The sequence below is a fragment of the Nakamurella panacisegetis genome, from assembly GCF_900104535.1.
Classification (GTDB): domain Bacteria; phylum Actinomycetota; class Actinomycetes; order Mycobacteriales; family Nakamurellaceae; genus Nakamurella; species Nakamurella panacisegetis.
Genome location: NZ_LT629710.1, coordinates 1976338 through 1995244, shown reverse-complemented (window position 1 = coordinate 1995244; position 18907 = coordinate 1976338). Strand labels below are relative to the sequence as shown.

Sequence of the window (18907 nt, the reverse complement as noted above, 5' to 3'; positions counted from 1 at the left end):
GCCGCCCTCGCAATGAGGACGGCCCGGCCGGAATCGGAGTAACTCAGACCAGGTCGAACCGGTCGTTGTTCATGACCTTGTCCCAGGCGGCGACGAAGTCACGGACGAACTTCTCCTGGGCGTCGTCACTGGCGTAGACCTCGGCCAGCGCCCGCAGCTCGGAGTTGGAGCCGAAGACCAGGTCCACCCGGCTGGCAGTGGCGATGATCTCGCCGGCGCCGTTGCGGCCCTGGAAGAGGTCGGCATCCTCGGTCGACTTCGACCAAGTCGTCCCCATGGCCAACAGGTTGGTGAAGAAGTCGTTGGTCAGGGCACCCGGGGTCGGGGTGAACACGCCCACCGACGAGCCGCCGCTGTTGGCGCCGAGCGCCCGCATTCCGCCGACCAGCACGGTCATCTCGGGTGCGGACAGGTTCAGCAGGTTGGCCTTGTCGATCAGCAGGTATTCGGCCGGGAGCTGGTTGCCCTTGCCGAGGTAGTTGCGGAACCCGTCGGCCTTCGGCTCCAGCGCGGCGAACGACTCGACGTCGGTCTGCTCCGCGGAGGCATCCGTGCGGCCCGGGGTGAACGGCACCGACACGGCGTGCCCACCGTCGGCCGAGGCCCGCTCGACCGCGGCGCAACCGCCGAGAACGATCAGGTCGGCCAGCGAGATCTTCTTCGTACCGGCCGCGTTGAAGGTCGCCTGGATGCCCTCGAGCACTCGGATCACCTGGGCCAGCGAATCGGGATCGTTGGCCTCCCAACCGTTCTGGGGGGCCAGGCGCACCCGTGCGCCGTTGGCGCCACCGCGCTTGTCACTGCCCCGGAACGTCGAAGCCGACGCCCAGGCCGCCAGCACCAGTTGCGGCACCGTCAGTTCCGAATCGAGGATCTGCGACTTCAGGGACGCGATCTCTTCCGGGCCGACGATCTCGAAGTCGACCGCCGGGACGCGGTCCTGCCAGATCAGCTCTTCGGTGGGTACCAGCGGGCCGAGGTAACGCTGGATCGGGCCCATGTCGCGGTGGGTCAGCTTGAACCAGGCGCGGGCGAACGCATCGGCGAACTCGGCCGGGTTCTCCAGGTAGTGACGGGCGATCGGCTCGTAGATCGGGTCGACGCGCAGCGCCAGATCCGAGGTCAGCATGGTCGGCGGGCGGACCAGCGAACCGTCCTGCGGATCGGGGACCGTATTGGCGCCACCACCGTTGATCGGCTGCCACTGGTTCGCCCCGGCCGGGCTCTTGGTCAGCTCCCACTCGTAGCCGAACAGGTTCTGCAGGTAGCTCTGGTCCCACGCGGTCGGGGTGGAGTTCCAGGTGACCTCGAGGCCGCTGGTGATGACGTCGCGGCCCTTCCCGCTGCCGAAGGTCTGCTTCCAGCCCAGACCCTGCTCCTCCAGCGGCGCGCCTTCGGGTTCCGGTCCGACGAACTGCTCCGGGTCGGCTGCGCCGTGGGTCTTGCCGAAGGTGTGCCCACCGGCGATCAGGGCCACGGTTTCTTCGTCGTTCATGGCCATGCGGGCGAACGTCTCGCGGATGTCGCGAGCCGAGCCGAGCGCCTCGGGGACGCCGTTCGGGCCTTCCGGGTTGACGTAGATCAGGCCCATCTGGACGGCGGCCAGCGGATTCTCCAGGTTGCGGTCACCGGTGTACCGCTCGTCGCCGAGCCAGGTGTGCTCCGGGCCCCAGTACACGTCCTCGTCCGGCTCCCAGACGTCGGCCCGGCCACCGGCGAAGCCAAAGGTCTTGAATCCCATGGTCTCCAGGGCGCGGTTGCCGGTGAAGATCATCAGGTCGGCCCAGGAGACGGTACGTCCGTACTTCTTCTTCACCGGCCACAGCAGGCGGCGCGCCTTGTCCAGGTTGCCGTTGTCCGGCCAGCTGTTCAGCGGCGCGAACCGCTGCATCCCGGCACCGGCGCCCCCGCGCCCGTCGCTGATGCGGTAGGTCCCCGCGGAGTGCCACGCCATCCGGACCATGAACGGTCCGTAGTGCCCGAAGTCGGCCGGCCACCAGTCCTGCGAGGTGGTCAGTACGGCGTCCACGTCGCGGGCCAGCTCGTCCAGATCGACGGTGGCGAACGCGGCGGCGTAGTCGAAATCGCCGCCCATCGGGTTGGCGACCGCCGGGTGCTTGCGGAGGATCTTCAGGTTGAGCTGGTTGGGCCACCAGTCACGGTTGCCCGCACCTTCCGTCGGGTGATTGGGCGGGCCGACGGTGGTGACGGGACACTTGGCCTCGCTCTCCTCCGAGTTCATGTCGCCGACAACGGCGTTGTGGTGGTGGGTTTCAGACACGTGGGAATCCTTCCGGGATGACGGGTTTGCTGCGGCGTACGGCGGGTGAGTTCGGTTGGGTCGGGATGGGCGCCCGGGCCTGGTCGGCCGAGCAGTCGGCGCACAGACCCCAGTAGGTGACCTCGGCCTCGTCGACGAGGAAGCCGGCGTCATCGGACGGGGTCAGACACGGAGCCTCGCCGACGGCGCAGTCGACATCGACGATGACGTTGCACGATCGGCAGACCATGTGATGGTGGTTGTCCCCGACCCGTGACTCGTATCGAGCCACCGATCCGGCCGGCTGGATGCGCCGGACCAGACCGGCGTCGGCCAGGGCGTGCAGGCAGTTGTAGACCGCTTGACGTGAGACGTCGGGCGAGAACTCGTGCAGGGCAGCGATGATCGCGTCGGTATCCACGTGCGGATGTGCGTGGACGGCTTCGAGCACGGCCAGCCGCGGCCGGGTCACCCGCAGGGCAGCCCGCCGCAGCATCTGCTCGAAGTCTTCGGTCTCGGCCATCCCCCGCAGTCTGGCCCGCTTTCTGGACTGAGTCAAGATTAGGATGCAATGCGGGATTGTCGCCGACCACTTGGACCATGACCACGGTCCGGCCCGGTGAGGCCGGCCGAAGGCTCGTGATGCGGATCGTTGGCCACCTTCCTGCAGCAGAGTCACCTCTGGACCGAACCACAACGGCGGCCCGGACCGGGAGCTCAGCGCGTCTCACTGTGAGACTTGCGGTCTCGTCATCCGCCGGCGCGGATCGATTCGCCTGCTGCTCCAGGCTCGTCCACCGATCGGTTGACGGAGGTCTGTCCGCGCGGTGGACGCGGATCCCGGCGATCGGCGGCAGGATCGAGGTATGTCAATGATCGATGTCCGCGACCTGCGGAAGGTGTACGGCAACCGAACGGTGGTCGACGGGGTCAGCTTCGCCGTCGACGAGGGCGAGATCTTCGGGATACTCGGACCCAACGGCGCCGGGAAGACGACCACCGTCGAGTGCATCGGCGGTCTCCGGGTGCCCGACGGCGGCACGATCTCGGTGGCCGGGATGGATCCGTCGAAGGAGGGCCGGGAGTTCCGGGAGACTCTGGGATTCCAGCTGCAGGAGTCACGGCTGCCGGACAAGCAGACCGTGGCCCAGGCCCTCGAGTTGTACTCGAGCTTCTACTCCCACCCGCGTGACTGGCGGGAACTGCTGGAGCGGCTGGGCCTGGTCGAGCAGCAGAAGACCTACTTCGGCAAGCTGTCCGGCGGGCAGAAGCAGCGCCTGTCGGTGGCGTTGGCACTGATCGGCAACCCGCGGGTGGCCATTCTCGACGAGCTGACAACCGGCCTCGACCCGGCGGCCCGGCGCGAGGTGTGGGGTCTGCTCGAGGATCTCAAGGGCACCGGCGTCACCCTGCTGCTCGTCTCGCATTTCATGGAGGAGGCCGAGCGCCTGTGTGATCGGGTGGTCGTCATCGACCGTGGGCGGGTCATCGCGGCGGACACGCCGGAAGGTCTGGCCGCCGGGGTCGTCGCCGACCAGCGGATGAGTTTCGTTCCATCCGCCCCGGTCGATCCGGCCTTCCTGCAGGGATTGCCCGACGTGCACACGGTCAACGTGAACGGCGACCGCGTGGTGGTCACCGGAACCGACAACGTGGCCGCCGCCGTCATCATCGCTCTGCACGAACGGCAGGTCGCGGCCGCCCGGCTCCGGGTCGACCAACCCAGTCTGGACGATGCCTTTGTAGCTTTGACCAGGGAAGACGAAAACCGGACGAACGAGGTGACGGCATGACGGCGGCAAGTGTGATGGTCAAGAGCGAGGCCAGACTGCTGGCTCGGAACCCAGGGGTGATGATCTGGACGGCCATCCTCCCGGTCGCCGCGTCCATCGTCCTGGCCGCGGTGCCCGGCACCCGGAAGCCGTCAGCCGATCTCGGCGGACTGAGCTTCTTCCAGGTCTACCAACCAGTGCTGGTGCTGTTCGCCATCACGTTGCTGGCCGTCCAGGCGTTACCGGACGTATTGACCCGCTATCGCGAGATGGGCGTGCTGAAGCGCCTGCGCACCACCCCGGTGTCGCCCGCCCTGCTTCTCTACGCGCAGCTGGGGCTCATTCTGGCCGTGTCGATCGTCTGCATGGCGCTGATGGTCGTGGTGCCCGGGTTGATCGGCGCGCCGTGGCCGGACAACATCCTGGCCTTCGTCGTGTCCTACCTGCTGGCGGCGTGGGCGCTGCTCGGGCTGGGCATGGTGATCGCCAGCCTGTTCCGCAACGCCAAGGTGGCCGCCGGGTTCGGCTCGGCGTTGTTCTTCGTGCTGCAGTTCTTCGCCGGTCTGTGGCTCCAGCGGCCGCTCATGCCGGACTGGATGCGGCACATCTCCGACTTCACGCCGAGCGGAGCCGCCGTCCAGGCCCTCACCGACTCCGCGTCCGGACATTGGCCGAAGCTCCTGTACGTGCTGGTCCTCGTGGTGTGGGGGCTGGTCATGTCCAGGATCGCGATCAAGCTGTTCAGTTGGGAATGAGCACGGCATCCGGGCAACGGGAACAATGACCGCCGTGACCACCGCCTCGAATCCGGACCTGGCGACCCCGTCGTTGCCGGGCCGGGCCGGGCCGGAGCATCGGGTGAAAGTCCTTCGCTCCTGGCCCGAAGGCATCGATCTGCCGTCCTACTCACCCTGGCGCCGGATACCCGAGTGGGAGCCGCACGGTTTGTGGCTACGGGATCGGCCCCAGGTCGAGTGGCCCGACACCCTCTTCGCGGTGAACCGCGCTCCGTGGCTGCTGCGCGGGATGCTCGTCCTCGGCCTGATCCTGGGTCAGGCGACCATGGGCGGCCATCTCGGAGCGCATCTGTGGGCCGCCGCGCTGACGGTGGTGCTGGCCGGGTGGGTCGAGTGGTGGCAACGCTGGGACCTGTCCACGCTGGGCCGCCGGCTGCTGATCATCGCGGTCCAACTGGGGCTGATCGCCGGCATCATCACCGTCTCGCCGATCGGCGGGATCATCATCTGGACCCACTACATGGTGTGCGGCACCTTCTTCACCGGCTTCGGCCTGCTCACCAGCCTCGCCGCGAGTTGCGTCCTGATCACCGCGGTGCAGGTCGGCGGGTTCGCGCATCTGGGCGGTTCATGGACCCTGACCGTCGGCCTCTTCCTGTTCGACCTGGCCATCGGGATCGGCAGCATCGCCATGGCCAACCGGCGCGAGGAGGCGGTCCTGCGCCGCAACGAGACGACCCGGCAGTTGCTGATCGAACAGCACCGCAACGAGGAGCTGCAGGAACAGCTCATCGCCCAGGCCCGTGAGACCGGCGTGCGTGACGAGCGGGCCCGGCTCGCCCGCGAACTGCACGACACGGTGGCCCAGGGGCTGGTCGCGGTGGTGACGCAGCTGGAAGCCATCCCGGACGATGCCTTGGACGTCTCCGCTCGCCACCGGGTCGCGAATGCGAAGGCGCTGGCCCGAGAAGGCCTCGGCGAGGCCCGACGGGCCGTGAACGCGCTGCGGCCGCCGGCCTTGGACGGCGTCGCCCTGCCGGACGCCGTTCGGCGGATGCTGGACGACTGGTCTTCGGTCAACGGAATCGCCGGCGCGTTGACCGTCGCCGGCGAACCACGGGAACTGGCCGCCGATCCGGAGCTGGTACGGGTACTGCAGGAGGCGTTGTCGAACGTGGCCCGTCATGCCAGCGCGGGCAACGTGGCGGTCAGTGTGGACTACCTCGACGACGAGGTGCTGCTGGACATCCACGACGACGGGGTCGGGTTTGCCGTCGACGGCACGGACGGGCCGTCCGAGGCGGGTGGACGCGGCCTGCCGGGCATGGCCGAGCGCATGCGATTGGCCGGCGGATCCTTCGGCGTGGAATCCGAACCCGGCGCCGGCTGTGTCGTGACTGCGGTCGTGCCGGGATGAGCGAGGCACCGATTCCCCGAGTGGTGCGGGTGCTCGTGGTGGACGACCATCCGGTGGTCCGCGACGGTATTCGCGGGATGCTGGAACGCGATCCCCGGATCAGCGTGGTCGGGGAGGCGGCCGACGGGGTCGAGGCGATCGCGTCGGTGCGGGCGGCCGACCCCGATCTGGTCCTGATGGACCTGCGGATGCCGGGCGGGGACGGAGTGGCGGCGATCCGGGAACTGCGGGCGGCGAGCCGGGAACGGCCGCGGATCCTGGTGCTCACCACCTACGACACCGACCGCGACATCCACGCCGCGATCGACGCCGGCGCCGACGGCTACATGCTCAAGGCCACGCCGCGGGACGAGTTGGTCGACGCCGTCCTGCGGGCCGCCTCGGGCCAGAGCGTGTTGGCGCCGGCCGCCGCCCGTAGCCTGGTCGACCGGACCCGGGGCGACCAGCTCACGGAACGCGAACTCCAGGTGCTGACCCTGATGGCGCGGGGTGGAACCAATCGCGATGTGGCCCGGCAACTCCTCGTCTCGGAGGCGACGGTCAAGACCCACCTGCTGCGGTTGTATCCGAAACTCGGCGTCCGGGACCGCGCCGCCGCCGTACGAGTGGCTTTCGAACGAGGTCTGCTCGGCCGGTCGTAAACGGCGGAAAGAGCCGGAAAACGCTCGGTTGGTTCATGACTTCGGCGCTGTCGAGGTAGTAACCTGCTCCGCAGTTCCATTCGTCGGCAACGCGGATCGAGGGAGGGGACCCATTGCAGTGGCGTCATCGCACGGGTGCGATCGAAGGTCAGCGACGGTATTGGGATTCCGCCGCGGACACGACGCCGGCCTGGTACACCGCGACCCAGCATCACGTCCTCGACCCGGTCTTCTATCAGGAGGGCGCGCGAGAGACTGATGCGTTGTTCGGAGTTCTGAGGCTCCCCACCTCTGGGACGAACCTCCTGGAAATCGGTTGTGGCCCAGGACGTATGACCGGTCGGCTGGCCGAGCTGTACGACGCGGTCACCGCTGTCGACATCAGCCCGCAAATGATCGCGAGGGCAGAGTTCGTCCACCGCGATTCGCATTCGAACATCTCCTTCCGGACAGTCACCGGAAACGGGGACCTCCCCTTCGCCGGCGAATCCTTCGACGGCGTGTTCTCCTACATAACTCTGCAACACATTCCGGACCCTCGTCATCAGTTGCGCTACATCGAAGAGAGCCTCCGGGTTGTCCGGCGCTCCGGATGGTGCGCCATTCAGGTTCGTTCCCCGTCGAAACGCTCGATTGCGCACGAGTGGGTGGGCCATATAGGTCACACTTTGCAGAGGAAGCGCACATTGAGCCCGGCTTGGCGAGGGGCGAAGATCGACCTCGCATCCGTCGAATCGCTCTGTCGGCGAGTCGGCGCCGACTTGAGCGTGAACCACCTGACCCTGCGTCACGACTGGCTGCTGATCAGTCGGAACTGACGCTCAGCCGATCACCACCCGTTCCCCGGCACCGCGCCCGAATGTCTCCGGAGTGTAGATCTGCTCGGCCCGCGGCGGCGGCACGACGAACGTTCCCGAGGTGGTGGCCTGGGTGGTGTAGCTGTACTGGTAGACGCCCCCGTTGAGGTAGGTGGCGAACGCCTCGGCCCGGTCGTCACGCAGATTCTGGTGGTCGTACCAGGTGCCGGACCAACGCGTGGTGTAGGCGTCGGCCGCGGCCTTGGGATCGAGGCTCTTCGGCGTGGTGGCCAGGTCCGCGTTGAGTGCCTCCAAGCCGGCGGGCAGCGGGTCGATCAGACTCACGTACGTGCGAGCGCTGCGCGACACCATCGTCAACTGCACCTTCACCTTCGCCCCGGGCTTGATGTGCCAGGTTCCGGCGGCATCGCGGGTCACATCCGACGCGTGGTCGATGCCGGTGTACGTCCGCGACACGACGAACCCGCGGTCCAGCGGCGCCGGCTTCAGGTCGGACGGAGCCGTCTGCAGCCCGATCCGGTAGTACAACCGGCCGGTGCCGCTGTTCTGCAGTGTCACGTCGTCGTTCGACGCCGACAGCAGCACCGACGTCGGTACGGTCACGTTCGCCCGCTCGGTGGTGTGCCCCGCGAAAGTGTGCTGTCCGGCGAACTTGTCACCCAGCCAGACTCCGGCCACGAAATCGGGCGAGGTGCCCTCGAAGGCGTCGTAGTAGTGCCGCAGCGCGAGCAGGATGAACGCGTTCTCCTGCAGATTCGACCACCTTCCGTCGGTCTGTCCTCCCATCAGCCCGGCGACCACCTTCGGGATCAGATCGCTCTTCGGGGTCACCGAGATCAACGCGTCCAGGATCAGTCCGTCGGTGCGACGGTCGGACTGCAACGTGGTCCAGGCGTCGTCGGTGACCTGATTGGTGAAGGTCACCGAACCGGCGTCGTCCACGGCGGCGTTGTCGATCCGGCGCTGAAGGGCAGACCGCGAACCGCCATCAGACACGACCGGCAACAGCCACGCCACCGCGTCCAACGTCAGGGCCGACCCGCGCGAGGCCACCATCGATTCCGCGGCTGCGGCGTCGCGATGACCGCCGAGCATCCCGACGTTGAGTGCGTACGCCGTCAACGTGTCGCGCGTCGCCGGGGACGTATCGGCCGGAAGGTGAGAAGCAATGTCGTCCAGGTACTGCTGAGCCTTGGCCAGCGCCTTCGAGGAGACGTCGAATCCACGCCGAGCGGCGACCAGCAGCGCCTGCGTCGATTGGATCGAGTTGAACGGATCCGAGGGGTCGCCCCGCGTCCAGTACGGGAATCCGCCGTCATCGTTCTGCAGCGCAAGCAGTTTTCGCACATCGGCCGAGACCAGCGATGTCAGCTCGGCCGCCGACGGCAGCCCGGGGGCCGAGAACGCCGTCAACACGTCGCCCAACGAGCCGATGGCGATGATCTGGCCGGCATAGGCGTCGGAACTGGCGTAGTCGTAGTCGGCGATGTACCCGACCGCGTCGGAGAGCTGTTGCAACGCCGTGGACGACGTACTGATCTGCAGGCCGCCGAACTGGCTGACCACGCCCTTGGGCGCGGTCACCCGCTGCAGCAGCGACTGCCCGCTCCCGATCACCCCGTAGGTGGCGAACGATTCGGTGGTCGCCGGGGTGTAGACCGGCAACTCGATCGACGCCGCATCGGCGTCGGTCCCGCTCACCGCCGCGACCCGGAACTTCGCGGTACCGGCCTGATCGGCCGCCACCGGGAACTGCACCTCGAGCCGTCCGTTGGCCGGAACGGTCACCCGCTGGCCGGCCGACCCGGTGACCTTCAGATTGACGGTCTGCAGCACCACATCGGTGGTCAACGGGGCGTCCGTCTGGTTCTGCAGCAATACCGGCAACTCCACGACGTCGCCGAAATTCAGGAACCGCGGCGCCGACGGCCGGACGGTCAACGGCAGCCCGGCGGTGATCGTCGAGTCGGCCGAGCCGAACGTGTCGGCACCGGCCACCGCCACCACCATCACCCGATACCGCGTCAGATTGTCCGGCAGCTTCACCGCGATCGTCGCCTTCCCGTTCGCATCGGTGGTCGCCGACGGCACGAACAAGGCGAGCGCGTCGAAGTTCTGCCGCTGGGCGATCGGGGCGTTCGAGGTTCCCGCGGATCGTTGGGTGGATCCCGCGCCGGAAGCCGCGGTGGAGTAGGTCTTGGAGCCGGGCGCCGGCGTGCTGGCCGCTGACGAAAGCTCCGGGGACGCCGGGACCCTTCCGCCTTGGCTGTCCATCACCGGCGGGTCGGCCAACGCCACCAGGGATCGGCCGTACTGGGCGGTCAATCCGTCGGGCAACTCCGGGTAGAAGGCGTCCATCGGGTTCGGTAGGACGTCGCCGCCAACGGCGAGCACCGCCTCGTCGGCCACCACGAGTTCGAACTCACTGGCGGCCATGGGCTTTCCGGTCTGATCGGTGACCGTGACGTCGACCGACGTCGAGCCGCCGGGGGTGACGGTCCGCTGCCGCGGGACGGCGGTCACCTTCAGGGTCCGGGCCAGCGTCGATACGGTCAGGCCAATCTCGCCGGTGGCATAGGCCGGCCGCGGAGTGCTGTCGGTCGCCGAACGGGCCGCCGTGCCGACCACCTCGATCGAGACGCTCACACCCGGGATCTCCGCGGCGGTGACGGGCACACCCACCACCGCCGAACCGTTGGCCACGGCGAACCGCGAGGTGCTCACGATGCCGTTGTGCAACACGGTCAACAGGCCGCTGCCGGTCGTGATCGGCGACTGCACCAACACCTTGGCCGACTGTCCCGGCTGGTACTCCTTCGCATCCGGCACCAGGGTCAGTTGCTGCTGCTCGACCGACGAGTCGACGGCGCCGTCGGACCCGGCGACCCACCGGGTCAGTTCCGAACGGCTGGTGCGGCCCTTGTCGTCCACCACGGTCGCCGTGATCTTGTAGGTGCCGGACGCGGTCGGGTGGAAGGTGCAGTTCGTCGGGGTGCTGGTGGAGGTCACCGGGCACGTCCTGACGTCCGATTCGGTGTCGACCGATCGGCCGTTGACGTACGAGGTGGCGACCTTGGCCGCGGTCACCGTGACGGCGCGGCCGGGTACCGCGGCGCCGTCGATATCGGTGGTGACCGTCTGCAGCACCAAGTCCTGGCCCGCGGTGACGAAGGTGTCGGCGCTGCTCAAGCCGACGTAGTAGTCGGCCGGATGGACCAGCAGGTCGGCCGTCCCGGCGATGGCCTGGCGGCTGACATCGGTCACTGTGGCCTGCGCGGTCAAGGTGACCGGCAGCCCGGCGTAGTCGGCGCCCAGATCGCCCACCTTGACCTGCAGGTAGTGATGGCCATCGGAATCGGTGACCCCGGAGAAGGTGTCGAACTTCGTCGCGTTCGGGTCCACCGGTGCGCAGCAGGGCTCCGAGATCGGCTTCCCGCCCATCGAGGACGCCGTCGGCGCGGACGATTCCATGCCGCCCGTCGATGAGACCGCGGCATCGGTCCACCACGGGGTCCAGCGGCCGAAGGTGAAGTTGTCCCATCCCGGCGGCGAGTACGTCGCGGACGCGGTCCTCACCTGCCACTTCACCGAGGCGTCGGCCAGGGGCCCGCCCGCGTAGTACGTGGCGTCGGTGGCCACGGTCAGGTTGTCGCCGACCACGTGGGGGCCGCTGCTGTCCGCGTGCGTGTCGACCTGGAAGGCGGGGGTGCGGAAGTCGGCGATGTCGAACGGGTGGCTGAAGTCGTTGCCGTCCTGCGTCGCCACGCCGGCCGCGGTCAACTCGACGGAGGCCGTGCCGAGGTTGGCCCCGCTCGGGATGGTCGCGGTCAGATCGAATCCGCCGAGCCGGCTGACCTTGCTGGTGCCGTGCCCGATGACGACGCCGTAGGCATCCCGCACGGTGTAGTCGACCGACTGTGCGCCGGCGGCAGTGAGCGCGGCGGCGACGTCCCCACCCTGCCGCCGCACCCAGCCCTTCACCGACACCGTCTCGCCGGGCCGGTAGGTCTGGCGGTCGTCGGTCACGAACCACAGCAACTGATCCCGACCGGGCTGCTTCATCCAGCCCTTCTGCCCCATCGATGACGGCAGGATCGCCGTCTGCTTCCCCGCAGTGGCCAGCAGAGCACTCGCCCCGCCGGCCAGCAGCGGCAACGTGGCCACTCCGTCGGCGGCGGTGGTCGCGGAGTCGGTCGGGTCGACCTGGCCGTTGTCGCCGATCGGGCCGACCGTGACGCCGGCCTGGGGGCGGCCGTCGCGCAGGTCGGTGACCCAGGCCCGCAACGTGGCGGAGTCGTTCAGCGCGTCCAGGCCGAGGGTGGTCGATTGGGCCCAGGTCATGGTCGGCCGGTTCTGCCAGAGGGTATTGCTGTCGAAGGACTCCGACTCCGTCGGCTCGATCAGGACGACCACGTGTCCGGTCGCGCCGGACCCGGAGAGCGCCTGCGACAGATCCAGTTTCGTCGACACCAGCCGGTTCTTCGCGCCGCCGACGCTGACCACCCGGTCGACGAGCACCGGCCAGTCGGGCACGTTCGGAACGGTCCGGGGATTCTCCAGTTGCGCCGTGGCCAGGTAGAGCCGCTGGAAGGCGGACCAGTCGGCGACCGAGACGCGGAACACCCGCTCCCGGAACTCCTTCCGGTTGACCGTGTTCACCGAGATCGAGGACGGCGTCACCATCGGATCCACCGTGGTGACCGGCTGCGGGAACGGGTCCAACCGGGTGGACGCGGCGCCGATGACGAAGGTGGCCACAGCCGGTCGAGCCAGGTGCTGGCCGAAGGTGTCGGTCAGGCCGGCCGGCACGGTCACCGTGTAGGTCGTGTCCGGCTGCGTCGAGCCCGATACGACAATCGCATTGCCGGACGCACTGACCGTCGCGCCACCCGGGATGGCCGGGCTGATCCGCACGGAAGTCGGATCGAAAGCCTTGGCGTCCAGGGCGTTGGTGAAGGTGAGGTTGAACGAGGAGCCCGGCTGGCAGACGCCGTTGCCGTAGTCGCAGTTGCTGCTGCCCAAGGTCAGGGCCGTGTAGGTCTGGCCGGTGAAGGTCCGATCCTTCGCCGTGGTCAGCGGCCCTTCGGCCGAGGGCGTGCCGGCGCCGAAGCCGATGCTGAGTGCGGCGTCGGTCGGGAGGGCCTTGGCCGGACGGAACGCGACGGTCCGGCCGGCCACCGCGGCGCTGACGGCCGAGGCCGCGCCGGTGTCGGCCGCCACCTCGGCGGCCGTCGCGGCACGCACCGGCCACGAGTCGCCGTCCACCCGGAGTGAGACGTGCGCCAGCACCGCCGCCGGGTCGACTCGTTGGTCGAACACGGCCACGAATACCGGTTGCAGGGTAAGGCTCTTCCCGGACGGCGTGAAGCTGGTGACGGTCGGAGCCGGCGTGCTGAAGGTGGCCTTGGCGGCCTCCGCCAGGGTGCCGCCGGTGGTCGAGCGGGTACCGGCCGGCACGGTGACGGTGAAGGTGGTCGCCATCGGCAGCCGATCGACCTGGTCCGAGTCGGCGGTGAAGCGCAGGGTGCTGGTGCCGATCCATTGCCAGGTGCCGGCCAGTTTCGGGGTGATGGTGGCCGGGACGTCGGTCGCAGACAGCTGTCCCACCGTCGTGACGGCCACCATGGGCTGGTCGAAGGTGATGCTGGCGAAGGGTGCGACCGAGACCGCTCCCTGCGGTTGCATCCGCAGCACGTGCAGCGGACCGGCGACCGACGGCTGCGGCGTTGGCTTGCTGATGCCCGGGAAGGCGAGGCCGACCTCGTCGCCGGCTTGCGGCTTCTTCAGGCTCTGTGGCGGCCAACGGAATGGTTGGGCCAGGCCGCTCGTGCCCGTCCAGGAGGGCAGGCGGTCGATGACGGCCGAGATCTGCGGGCCGGTCAACGGATCTCCGTTGACGACCGCCACCGGTGCCGCCGGCTGCTGCCCCTTTCCGGCGCTCAACCGGAGACCCGCCGGTTGGGCCACGGCACCGGGTGGATTCCCGGGCGTGGCCGGACCGCCCCCGGCCGGGCCGGCGTCGGACGTGTTCGCCCCGGGCGTGGACGTGGCACCGGGCGGCGCGGACGACGGCGAGTGTCCGTCGCCGGAGATCCACACGACCGCGCCGACGAGCGCGATGGCCAGTGCCGCGGCAATGCCGACGCGGCGCCGTGCCTGGCGACGGGGTGCCCGAGCCTGTTCCGTCATGTCCGACCTCCCGCGGCTGTCCCGTCCGGGACAGCGCCGCACGGACAGGACGGAGAGGCCCGGCCCGTAGGTTGCACGACGGAGGCGGCATCGGGCGATCGACCGGCCGGTGCGTGGGCCCACCCCGTCCGTCGGAGCTGACGCGCCCCCTATTGCGTGCGCACTCGCGCGGCCTGCTCGACCAGGTACTCGCGCTCGCGCGCGTTGGCCGTCCGCTCGGCCGCCGCCGCGTACTCGGCCGCCGCGGCCGGACGATCGCCGAGCTCCTCGTACAGGTGGGCCCGAACCGCGTGGAGCCGGTGGGAATCCCGGAGGTCGAGATCGGCCAGCAGGGCCAGGCCGGTGGCCGGTCCGTCCGTCATGGACACGGCGACCGCACGACTGAGCCGGACCATCGGATTTCCGGTCAGCCGCTCGAGTTTCTCGTAGGCCAGGGCGATCTCCGGCCAGCGGGTGGCGGCGTGCCCGGGCGCCTCGTCGTGCAGGGCGGCCACCGATGCCAGCAGTTGGTACTCGCCGACCCGGCCGACGGCCAGCGTCGTGTTGAGCAGTCGCATCCCCTCGCCGATGAGTTCGCGGTCCCAGCGGGAACGGTCCTGTTGAGCCAGCGGGACCAGCGCGCCGTCCGCGGTAGTGCGGGCCGGTCGACGCGCCTCGGTCAGCAACATCATGGCCAACAGGCCTGCCACCTCCGGATCATCGGGGACCTGGGCGTGCAGCATCCGGGTCAGCCGGATCGCCTCACCGGTCAGGTCGACCCGGAGCAGATCCGGACCGCTGGAGGAGGTGTAGCCCTCGTTGAACAGCAGGTAGAGGACGACGCAGACCGACCGCACCCGAGCCGCCGGATCGGCGGGCAGCTCGAACCGGCGGTCCCGCAGTTTCGACTTGGCCCGGCTGATCCGTTGGGCCATGGTCGCCTCCGGGACCAGGTAGGCGGCGGCGATCTCCCGCGTGGTCAGGCCGGCCACGGCCCGCAGGGTCAACGGGATCGCGAGCGTCGGCGACAGGGCGTCATCGCAGCACAACATCAGCATGACGAGCGAGTCGTCAGCGGCTGATACCTCCTCATCGGGCCCCCGGGTGGCGTCCCGGTGGATGGACAGTGACGCCGCCAGTTCCTCCCGACGGCGGCGGGCGTCGGTGCGGCGGTACTCGTCGACCAGCCGGCGCGAGGCGACCCGGATCAACCACGACAACGGCTTGTCCGGCAACGCCTTCGGCCATTCCACGGCCGCGGCGACCATGGCCTCCTGAACCGCGTCCTCGGCGTCGGCGAACCCGCCGTAGCGCCGGGCGACCGCGCCGAGGGCCCGCGGTCCGAGTTCACGGAGCAGGCCCTCGACCTCGTCGACGTTCACACCTCGGGGTCGGGGGCGCCCATCACCTGGCGCACCTCGATCGGCTGCCGGATGGCCGCACCGCCGGGGCCGGGCGCGGCCGAGCTGCGGGCGGCGATCTCCAGGGCCCGGTCGAGGCTCTCCACGTCGATCAGTCGGTAGCCGGCCAGCAGTTCCTTGGACTCCGGGTACGGCCCGTCGATGATCTTCGGCGGGTTCACTCCGTCGGAGACCACGAACTTCGCCTGGTCCGGTCCAGCCAGTCCCTGGGCGTCGACCAGTTCTCCACTGGCCAGCAGTTCGGCGTTCAGCCTGTGCTGGAAGTCGATGTGGGCCCGCACGTCGGCCGGGTCCCACTCGTACATCGGCGTGCAGTCCTCGAGCTCGACCGCGCCGTAGGCCTGCAGAAGCATGTATCGCATGACGACATCCTCTCCGAGAAGCGGCTCGGTTGGCCGCGCTTCAACCCGAGGACGAGGCTGCCGCCCGGATCTCTACACCGCGGCCAGAATTCCCCGCGGACGGTTCGTCCCGGCGAATCCGGCACCACTGGATGCGCCAGCCTACTGGCCAGTACGTGCGGGATTGTCGTTCGACTACGAACGAGAAATCCACACGTACCGACCAGTAACTCGGTGACGGCGGCGGTGAGCCGATCACTCGCCGCCGGGTGCCCTGTCCAGGCCGATCCGACTTCGTCCGTGAGGGACCGTTTCAGCGCCGCCGGTCGGCCCCGCCCCGCTCTGGCCGGACCGACTTCGTCCGTGAGGGGCCGGTTTCAGCGCCGCCGTCTCAGGGGCGCTGTTGGAGCCGGATCAGATTTCCGGCCGGATCCCGCAGCGCACAGTCCCGCACCCCGTAGGGCTGGTCGATCGGCTCCTGCACGATCTCCACCCCGCGGGCCTGCAGCCGTTCGAACGTGGCGTCGACATCGTCGGTGGCCAAGAGGATCCGACCGTAGGTGCCCTTGGCCATCATCTCGACCACGGTGCGGCGTTCCTCGTCGGTGATGCCCGGTTCGATGGCCGGCGGGTGCAGCACGATCGAGGTGTCGGGCTGGCCGACGGGGCCGACCGTGATCCACCGCAACCCCTCGTACCCGACGTCCAGCCGGACCTCGAATCCGAGAGCGTCGCGGTAGAAGGCCAACGCCGCTTCCGGGTCGTCCTGCGGGAGGAAACTGGAGTGAATCGTGATGTCCATACCGGACACCTTAGGTTCGGCCGACCGAGCCGGCCTCCCGGTTCCGGACCGGGCGGGTCACCTGCTTCTCCACACAGGCCGGCATGCCCGCGGTCATCCCGGCGTTGTCGCGCCGGTAGACGCTGGGCGGCACCCCGACCAGCTCGGCGAAGCGGGTGCTGAACGTACCCAAAGACGAGCAGCCCACCGCGAAACAGACGTCAGTGACGCTCATGTCGCCGCGACGCAGCAACGCCATCGCCCGCTCGATCCGCCGGGTCATCAGATAGCTGTACGGGGACTCGCCGTAGGCCAGCTTGAACTCCCGGCTCAGGTGCCCGGCCGACATGTGGACGCCGGCGGCCAGGGCCTCGACATCCAAGGGCTGCGCATACTCCCGGTCCATTCGGTCCCGGACACGACGCAGCGCGGCGAGATCGCGCAGGCGTTGTGGGGTAGCGGAACCGATCACCGTTCGGATGCTGCCACAAGCGACCGGCGGCCGCACACGGGACAGCATCAGCAGCCGGGCCGGGTCGGAACACACGCCGCCACTCCCCTTCTCGCGGTGGGGAGTGCTCACTGGTCCTGGATGAGTCCCAGTACGTTGCCGTCGGGGTCGGTGAAGGTGGCGACCAGGCGCCCACCACCGACGTCCTTGGGTTGCGACTTGACCCTCGCGCCGGCCGCCGTGACCGAGGCCAGCGTCTCCTCGATGTCGGTCACGTGCCAGTGGGCCACCGGCGAGGTCATGTCGCTGTTCGGCACCAGCCCGATCTGCTGACCGGCCACGTCGAAGCCGACGTAGTACGGCGAGTCAGCCATGGGTTCGATTCCGAGCAGCGCGCCGTACACCTTCTTGGCCGCGTCGAGATCGGTGACGGGGTGCAGGACGGTCTTGATGCCCAGGTTGGTCATGACGACTCCTTCGATTCGGTGGGTGACCCGAGTGGTGGATCACCGCTGACCGGAACCAATCTAGGAAGCTGTTGCCCGGAGTGCTTCTCGATTCCTGACCACCTACAGACCTTCGGCGATCTCCTTGATCAGGGCCAGGCGACGGTCCCACTCGGCGCCGATGGCGTCGAGTTGGCGGGCGGTGGCGCTGAGTTCGGATCCGATGACCCGGTACTGCACCTCACGGCCCACTCTGACCGGCTCGACCAGCCCGACCGCCTGCAGGACGGCCAGGTGCTTGGCGATGGCCTGACGGGAGACCGGGAAGCGCCCGGCGAGGGCGGACGCCGATGCGTCGCCCTCGCCGAGTGCGGCCAGGATGTTCCACCGGGTCTCGTCCCCGAGTGCGGCGAACACCGGGACCAGTGCCTTTGTCGTCACGATGTGCTCTCGAGCAGGGTCACGAGTTTGTCCAGCTCGCTGTTCCACCCCTCACTGTGGCTCTTGAGGTCGGCGGCCGGGTCGGACAGGACGTCGAAGCCCGTCTCGACCACGGTGAGCGAAGTGCCGCCGGGCACCTCTTCGAGGGTGAAGGTGAAGACGGTCGAGGCGGCGTCGTCGACCTGGGTCGGCCGTTCGCCCAGGGCGTCGTCATTGCTCCAGCGGTAGGCGACCATGCGCGGCGCGTCCATCGCCTCCACCCGCACCGGCGACACGTGTCCGGGCCAGGCCAGGGTGCCGGTTGCCCCGACTCCGGATCCGGTGAAAGTGGCCTGGCCGAACCATTTCGAGATGTGCGCCGGCTCGGTGACAGCCGTCCACACCTTCTCGACGGGGGCGGCGATGCGGATCGTCCGCCGGACGCTGAACGCGCTCTCGTCGATGACGGACGTCGGGTTGGTGGTCATGCTCTCCATGATGGTTCCTCTCGTTGACGGGATGACAACCGAGGTTCGATTGCAACTTCATGGTTGCATGTCCTGGGATTTGCCGCAACCCTTGAGTTGCACATATTTGGTGAGCTGTCGGGGGTCCCGCGCCCATCCGGTTCGTCGGCGGCGGGCACCGCCCGGGATCAGCGTCCACGGATCCGCCGGCGGCAGACCGAACCCGGTCAGGAAGAGCGGACGCCTCGTGATCCCGACCGGCGAACATGGGTCTCGCCCCTGTTGCGCGGTCCCGTTCGGCCCGGCGACGCCAGCCTTACGGGTATGAGTCTCACTCGTATGAATCGATCGGAGAGCCCCAATTGCTGACACACTCCGGAGGTTCCATTTACGGACCGACGAGGGGAATTCATGGGCGCAATACTGATTCTTCTCGGAATTGCCGGCGCGGGCCTCGGACTGCTCGCACTCATCCGCGGACGGCTCGAGCGGGTTCGCATTCGGAGCCGCAGAGATGCGGGCGTGATGACGGTGGTTGCGGTCATGATGCTCATCGCGGGCGGCACCCTCGTCGGGCCTACCGGGGGCACGGCCGAGCCGGTCGCCCGGGCGGCCGCACAACAGGCCCCGCTGGTCGTCGCCGGTTCCGCTTCGTCGAAGCCGGCTGCCCCGACGACCAGTCGGCCCGAGACCAGCGCACCGACGACGCACGCGTCCACCGGCGGCACGAGAGTGGACGCGAGTCCCACAGTTGTTGCCACCGCGGC

General features: G+C 68.8%; 15 protein-coding genes. 5 read left to right on the top strand and 10 right to left on the bottom strand.

Annotated elements, in window-relative coordinates; translation table 11 throughout:
• Positions 1–43: 43 nt before the first annotated feature.
• Complete coding sequence (gene katG, locus BLS97_RS08730; protein WP_090475639.1) at positions 44–2242, bottom strand: catalase/peroxidase HPI; 2199 nt, start codon at positions 2240–2242, stop codon at positions 44–46.
• Between the two features lie 31 nt (positions 2243–2273).
• A complete protein-coding gene (locus BLS97_RS08725) occupies positions 2274–2783 on the bottom strand; it encodes a Fur family transcriptional regulator (protein WP_090475638.1) in 510 nt (169 codons plus the stop codon).
• A 343-nt stretch (positions 2784–3126) separates the two neighbouring features.
• Here BLS97_RS08725 and BLS97_RS08720 point away from each other — a divergent pair, with 343 nt between their 5' ends.
• From BLS97_RS08720 to BLS97_RS08700, 5 genes are all read left to right on the top strand, one after another.
• Positions 3127–4053 (top strand): ABC transporter ATP-binding protein, encoded by a 927-nt coding sequence (locus BLS97_RS08720; protein ID WP_090481719.1) that lies wholly within the window; start codon positions 3127–3129, stop codon positions 4051–4053.
• Complete coding sequence (locus BLS97_RS08715) at positions 4050–4787, top strand: ABC transporter permease (RefSeq protein WP_090475637.1); 738 nt, start codon at positions 4050–4052, stop codon at positions 4785–4787. The genes BLS97_RS08720 and BLS97_RS08715 overlap by 4 nt, the downstream gene beginning before the upstream one ends.
• 34 nt (positions 4788–4821) lie before the next feature.
• A complete protein-coding gene (locus tag BLS97_RS08710; RefSeq protein ID WP_172832245.1) occupies positions 4822–6186 on the top strand; it encodes a sensor histidine kinase in 1365 nt (454 codons plus the stop codon).
• A complete protein-coding gene (locus tag BLS97_RS08705; protein WP_090475635.1) occupies positions 6183–6827 on the top strand; it encodes a response regulator in 645 nt (214 codons plus the stop codon). The genes BLS97_RS08710 and BLS97_RS08705 overlap by 4 nt, the downstream gene beginning before the upstream one ends.
• Positions 6828–6940: 113 nt before the next feature.
• Positions 6941–7645: a class I SAM-dependent methyltransferase gene (locus tag BLS97_RS08700; protein WP_157695311.1), complete on the top strand. Its 705-nt coding sequence runs from the start codon at positions 6941–6943 to the stop codon at positions 7643–7645.
• A gap of 3 nt (positions 7646–7648) precedes the next feature.
• Here BLS97_RS08700 and BLS97_RS08695 read toward each other — a convergent pair whose 3' ends face one another.
• The 8 genes from BLS97_RS08695 to BLS97_RS08660 form a co-directional block, all read right to left on the bottom strand.
• Positions 7649–13834, bottom strand: a complete 6186-nt coding sequence (locus BLS97_RS08695) for an alpha-2-macroglobulin family protein (protein WP_090475633.1) — start codon at positions 13832–13834, stop codon at positions 7649–7651.
• A gap of 149 nt (positions 13835–13983) precedes the next feature.
• Positions 13984–15195, bottom strand: a complete 1212-nt coding sequence (locus BLS97_RS08690; RefSeq protein WP_090475632.1) for an RNA polymerase sigma factor — start codon at positions 15193–15195, stop codon at positions 13984–13986.
• Entirely contained in the window at positions 15192–15596 is a 405-nt protein-coding gene (locus BLS97_RS08685) for a YciI family protein (protein ID WP_090475631.1), read from the bottom strand. Before BLS97_RS08685 ends, BLS97_RS08690 begins: the two co-directional genes overlap by 4 nt.
• 370 nt (positions 15597–15966) lie before the next feature.
• Positions 15967–16377: a VOC family protein gene (locus BLS97_RS08680; RefSeq protein WP_090475630.1), complete on the bottom strand. Its 411-nt coding sequence runs from the start codon at positions 16375–16377 to the stop codon at positions 15967–15969.
• A 10-nt stretch (positions 16378–16387) separates the two neighbouring features.
• Complete coding sequence (locus BLS97_RS08675; protein ID WP_090481716.1) at positions 16388–16876, bottom strand: helix-turn-helix transcriptional regulator; 489 nt, start codon at positions 16874–16876, stop codon at positions 16388–16390.
• 59 nt (positions 16877–16935) lie between these two features.
• Positions 16936–17274 carry a VOC family protein gene (locus tag BLS97_RS08670; protein ID WP_090475629.1) on the bottom strand — a complete coding sequence of 113 codons (339 nt, stop codon included), beginning with the start codon at positions 17272–17274 and terminating at the stop codon, positions 16936–16938.
• A gap of 102 nt (positions 17275–17376) precedes the next feature.
• Positions 17377–17697 carry an ArsR/SmtB family transcription factor gene (locus BLS97_RS08665; RefSeq protein WP_090481712.1) on the bottom strand — a complete coding sequence of 107 codons (321 nt, stop codon included), beginning with the start codon at positions 17695–17697 and terminating at the stop codon, positions 17377–17379.
• On the bottom strand, positions 17691–18161 hold the full coding sequence (locus BLS97_RS08660) for an SRPBCC domain-containing protein (RefSeq protein WP_197676478.1): 471 nt from the start codon (positions 18159–18161) through the stop codon (positions 17691–17693). Before BLS97_RS08660 ends, BLS97_RS08665 begins: the two co-directional genes overlap by 7 nt.
• Positions 18162–18907: the final 746 nt, after the last annotated feature.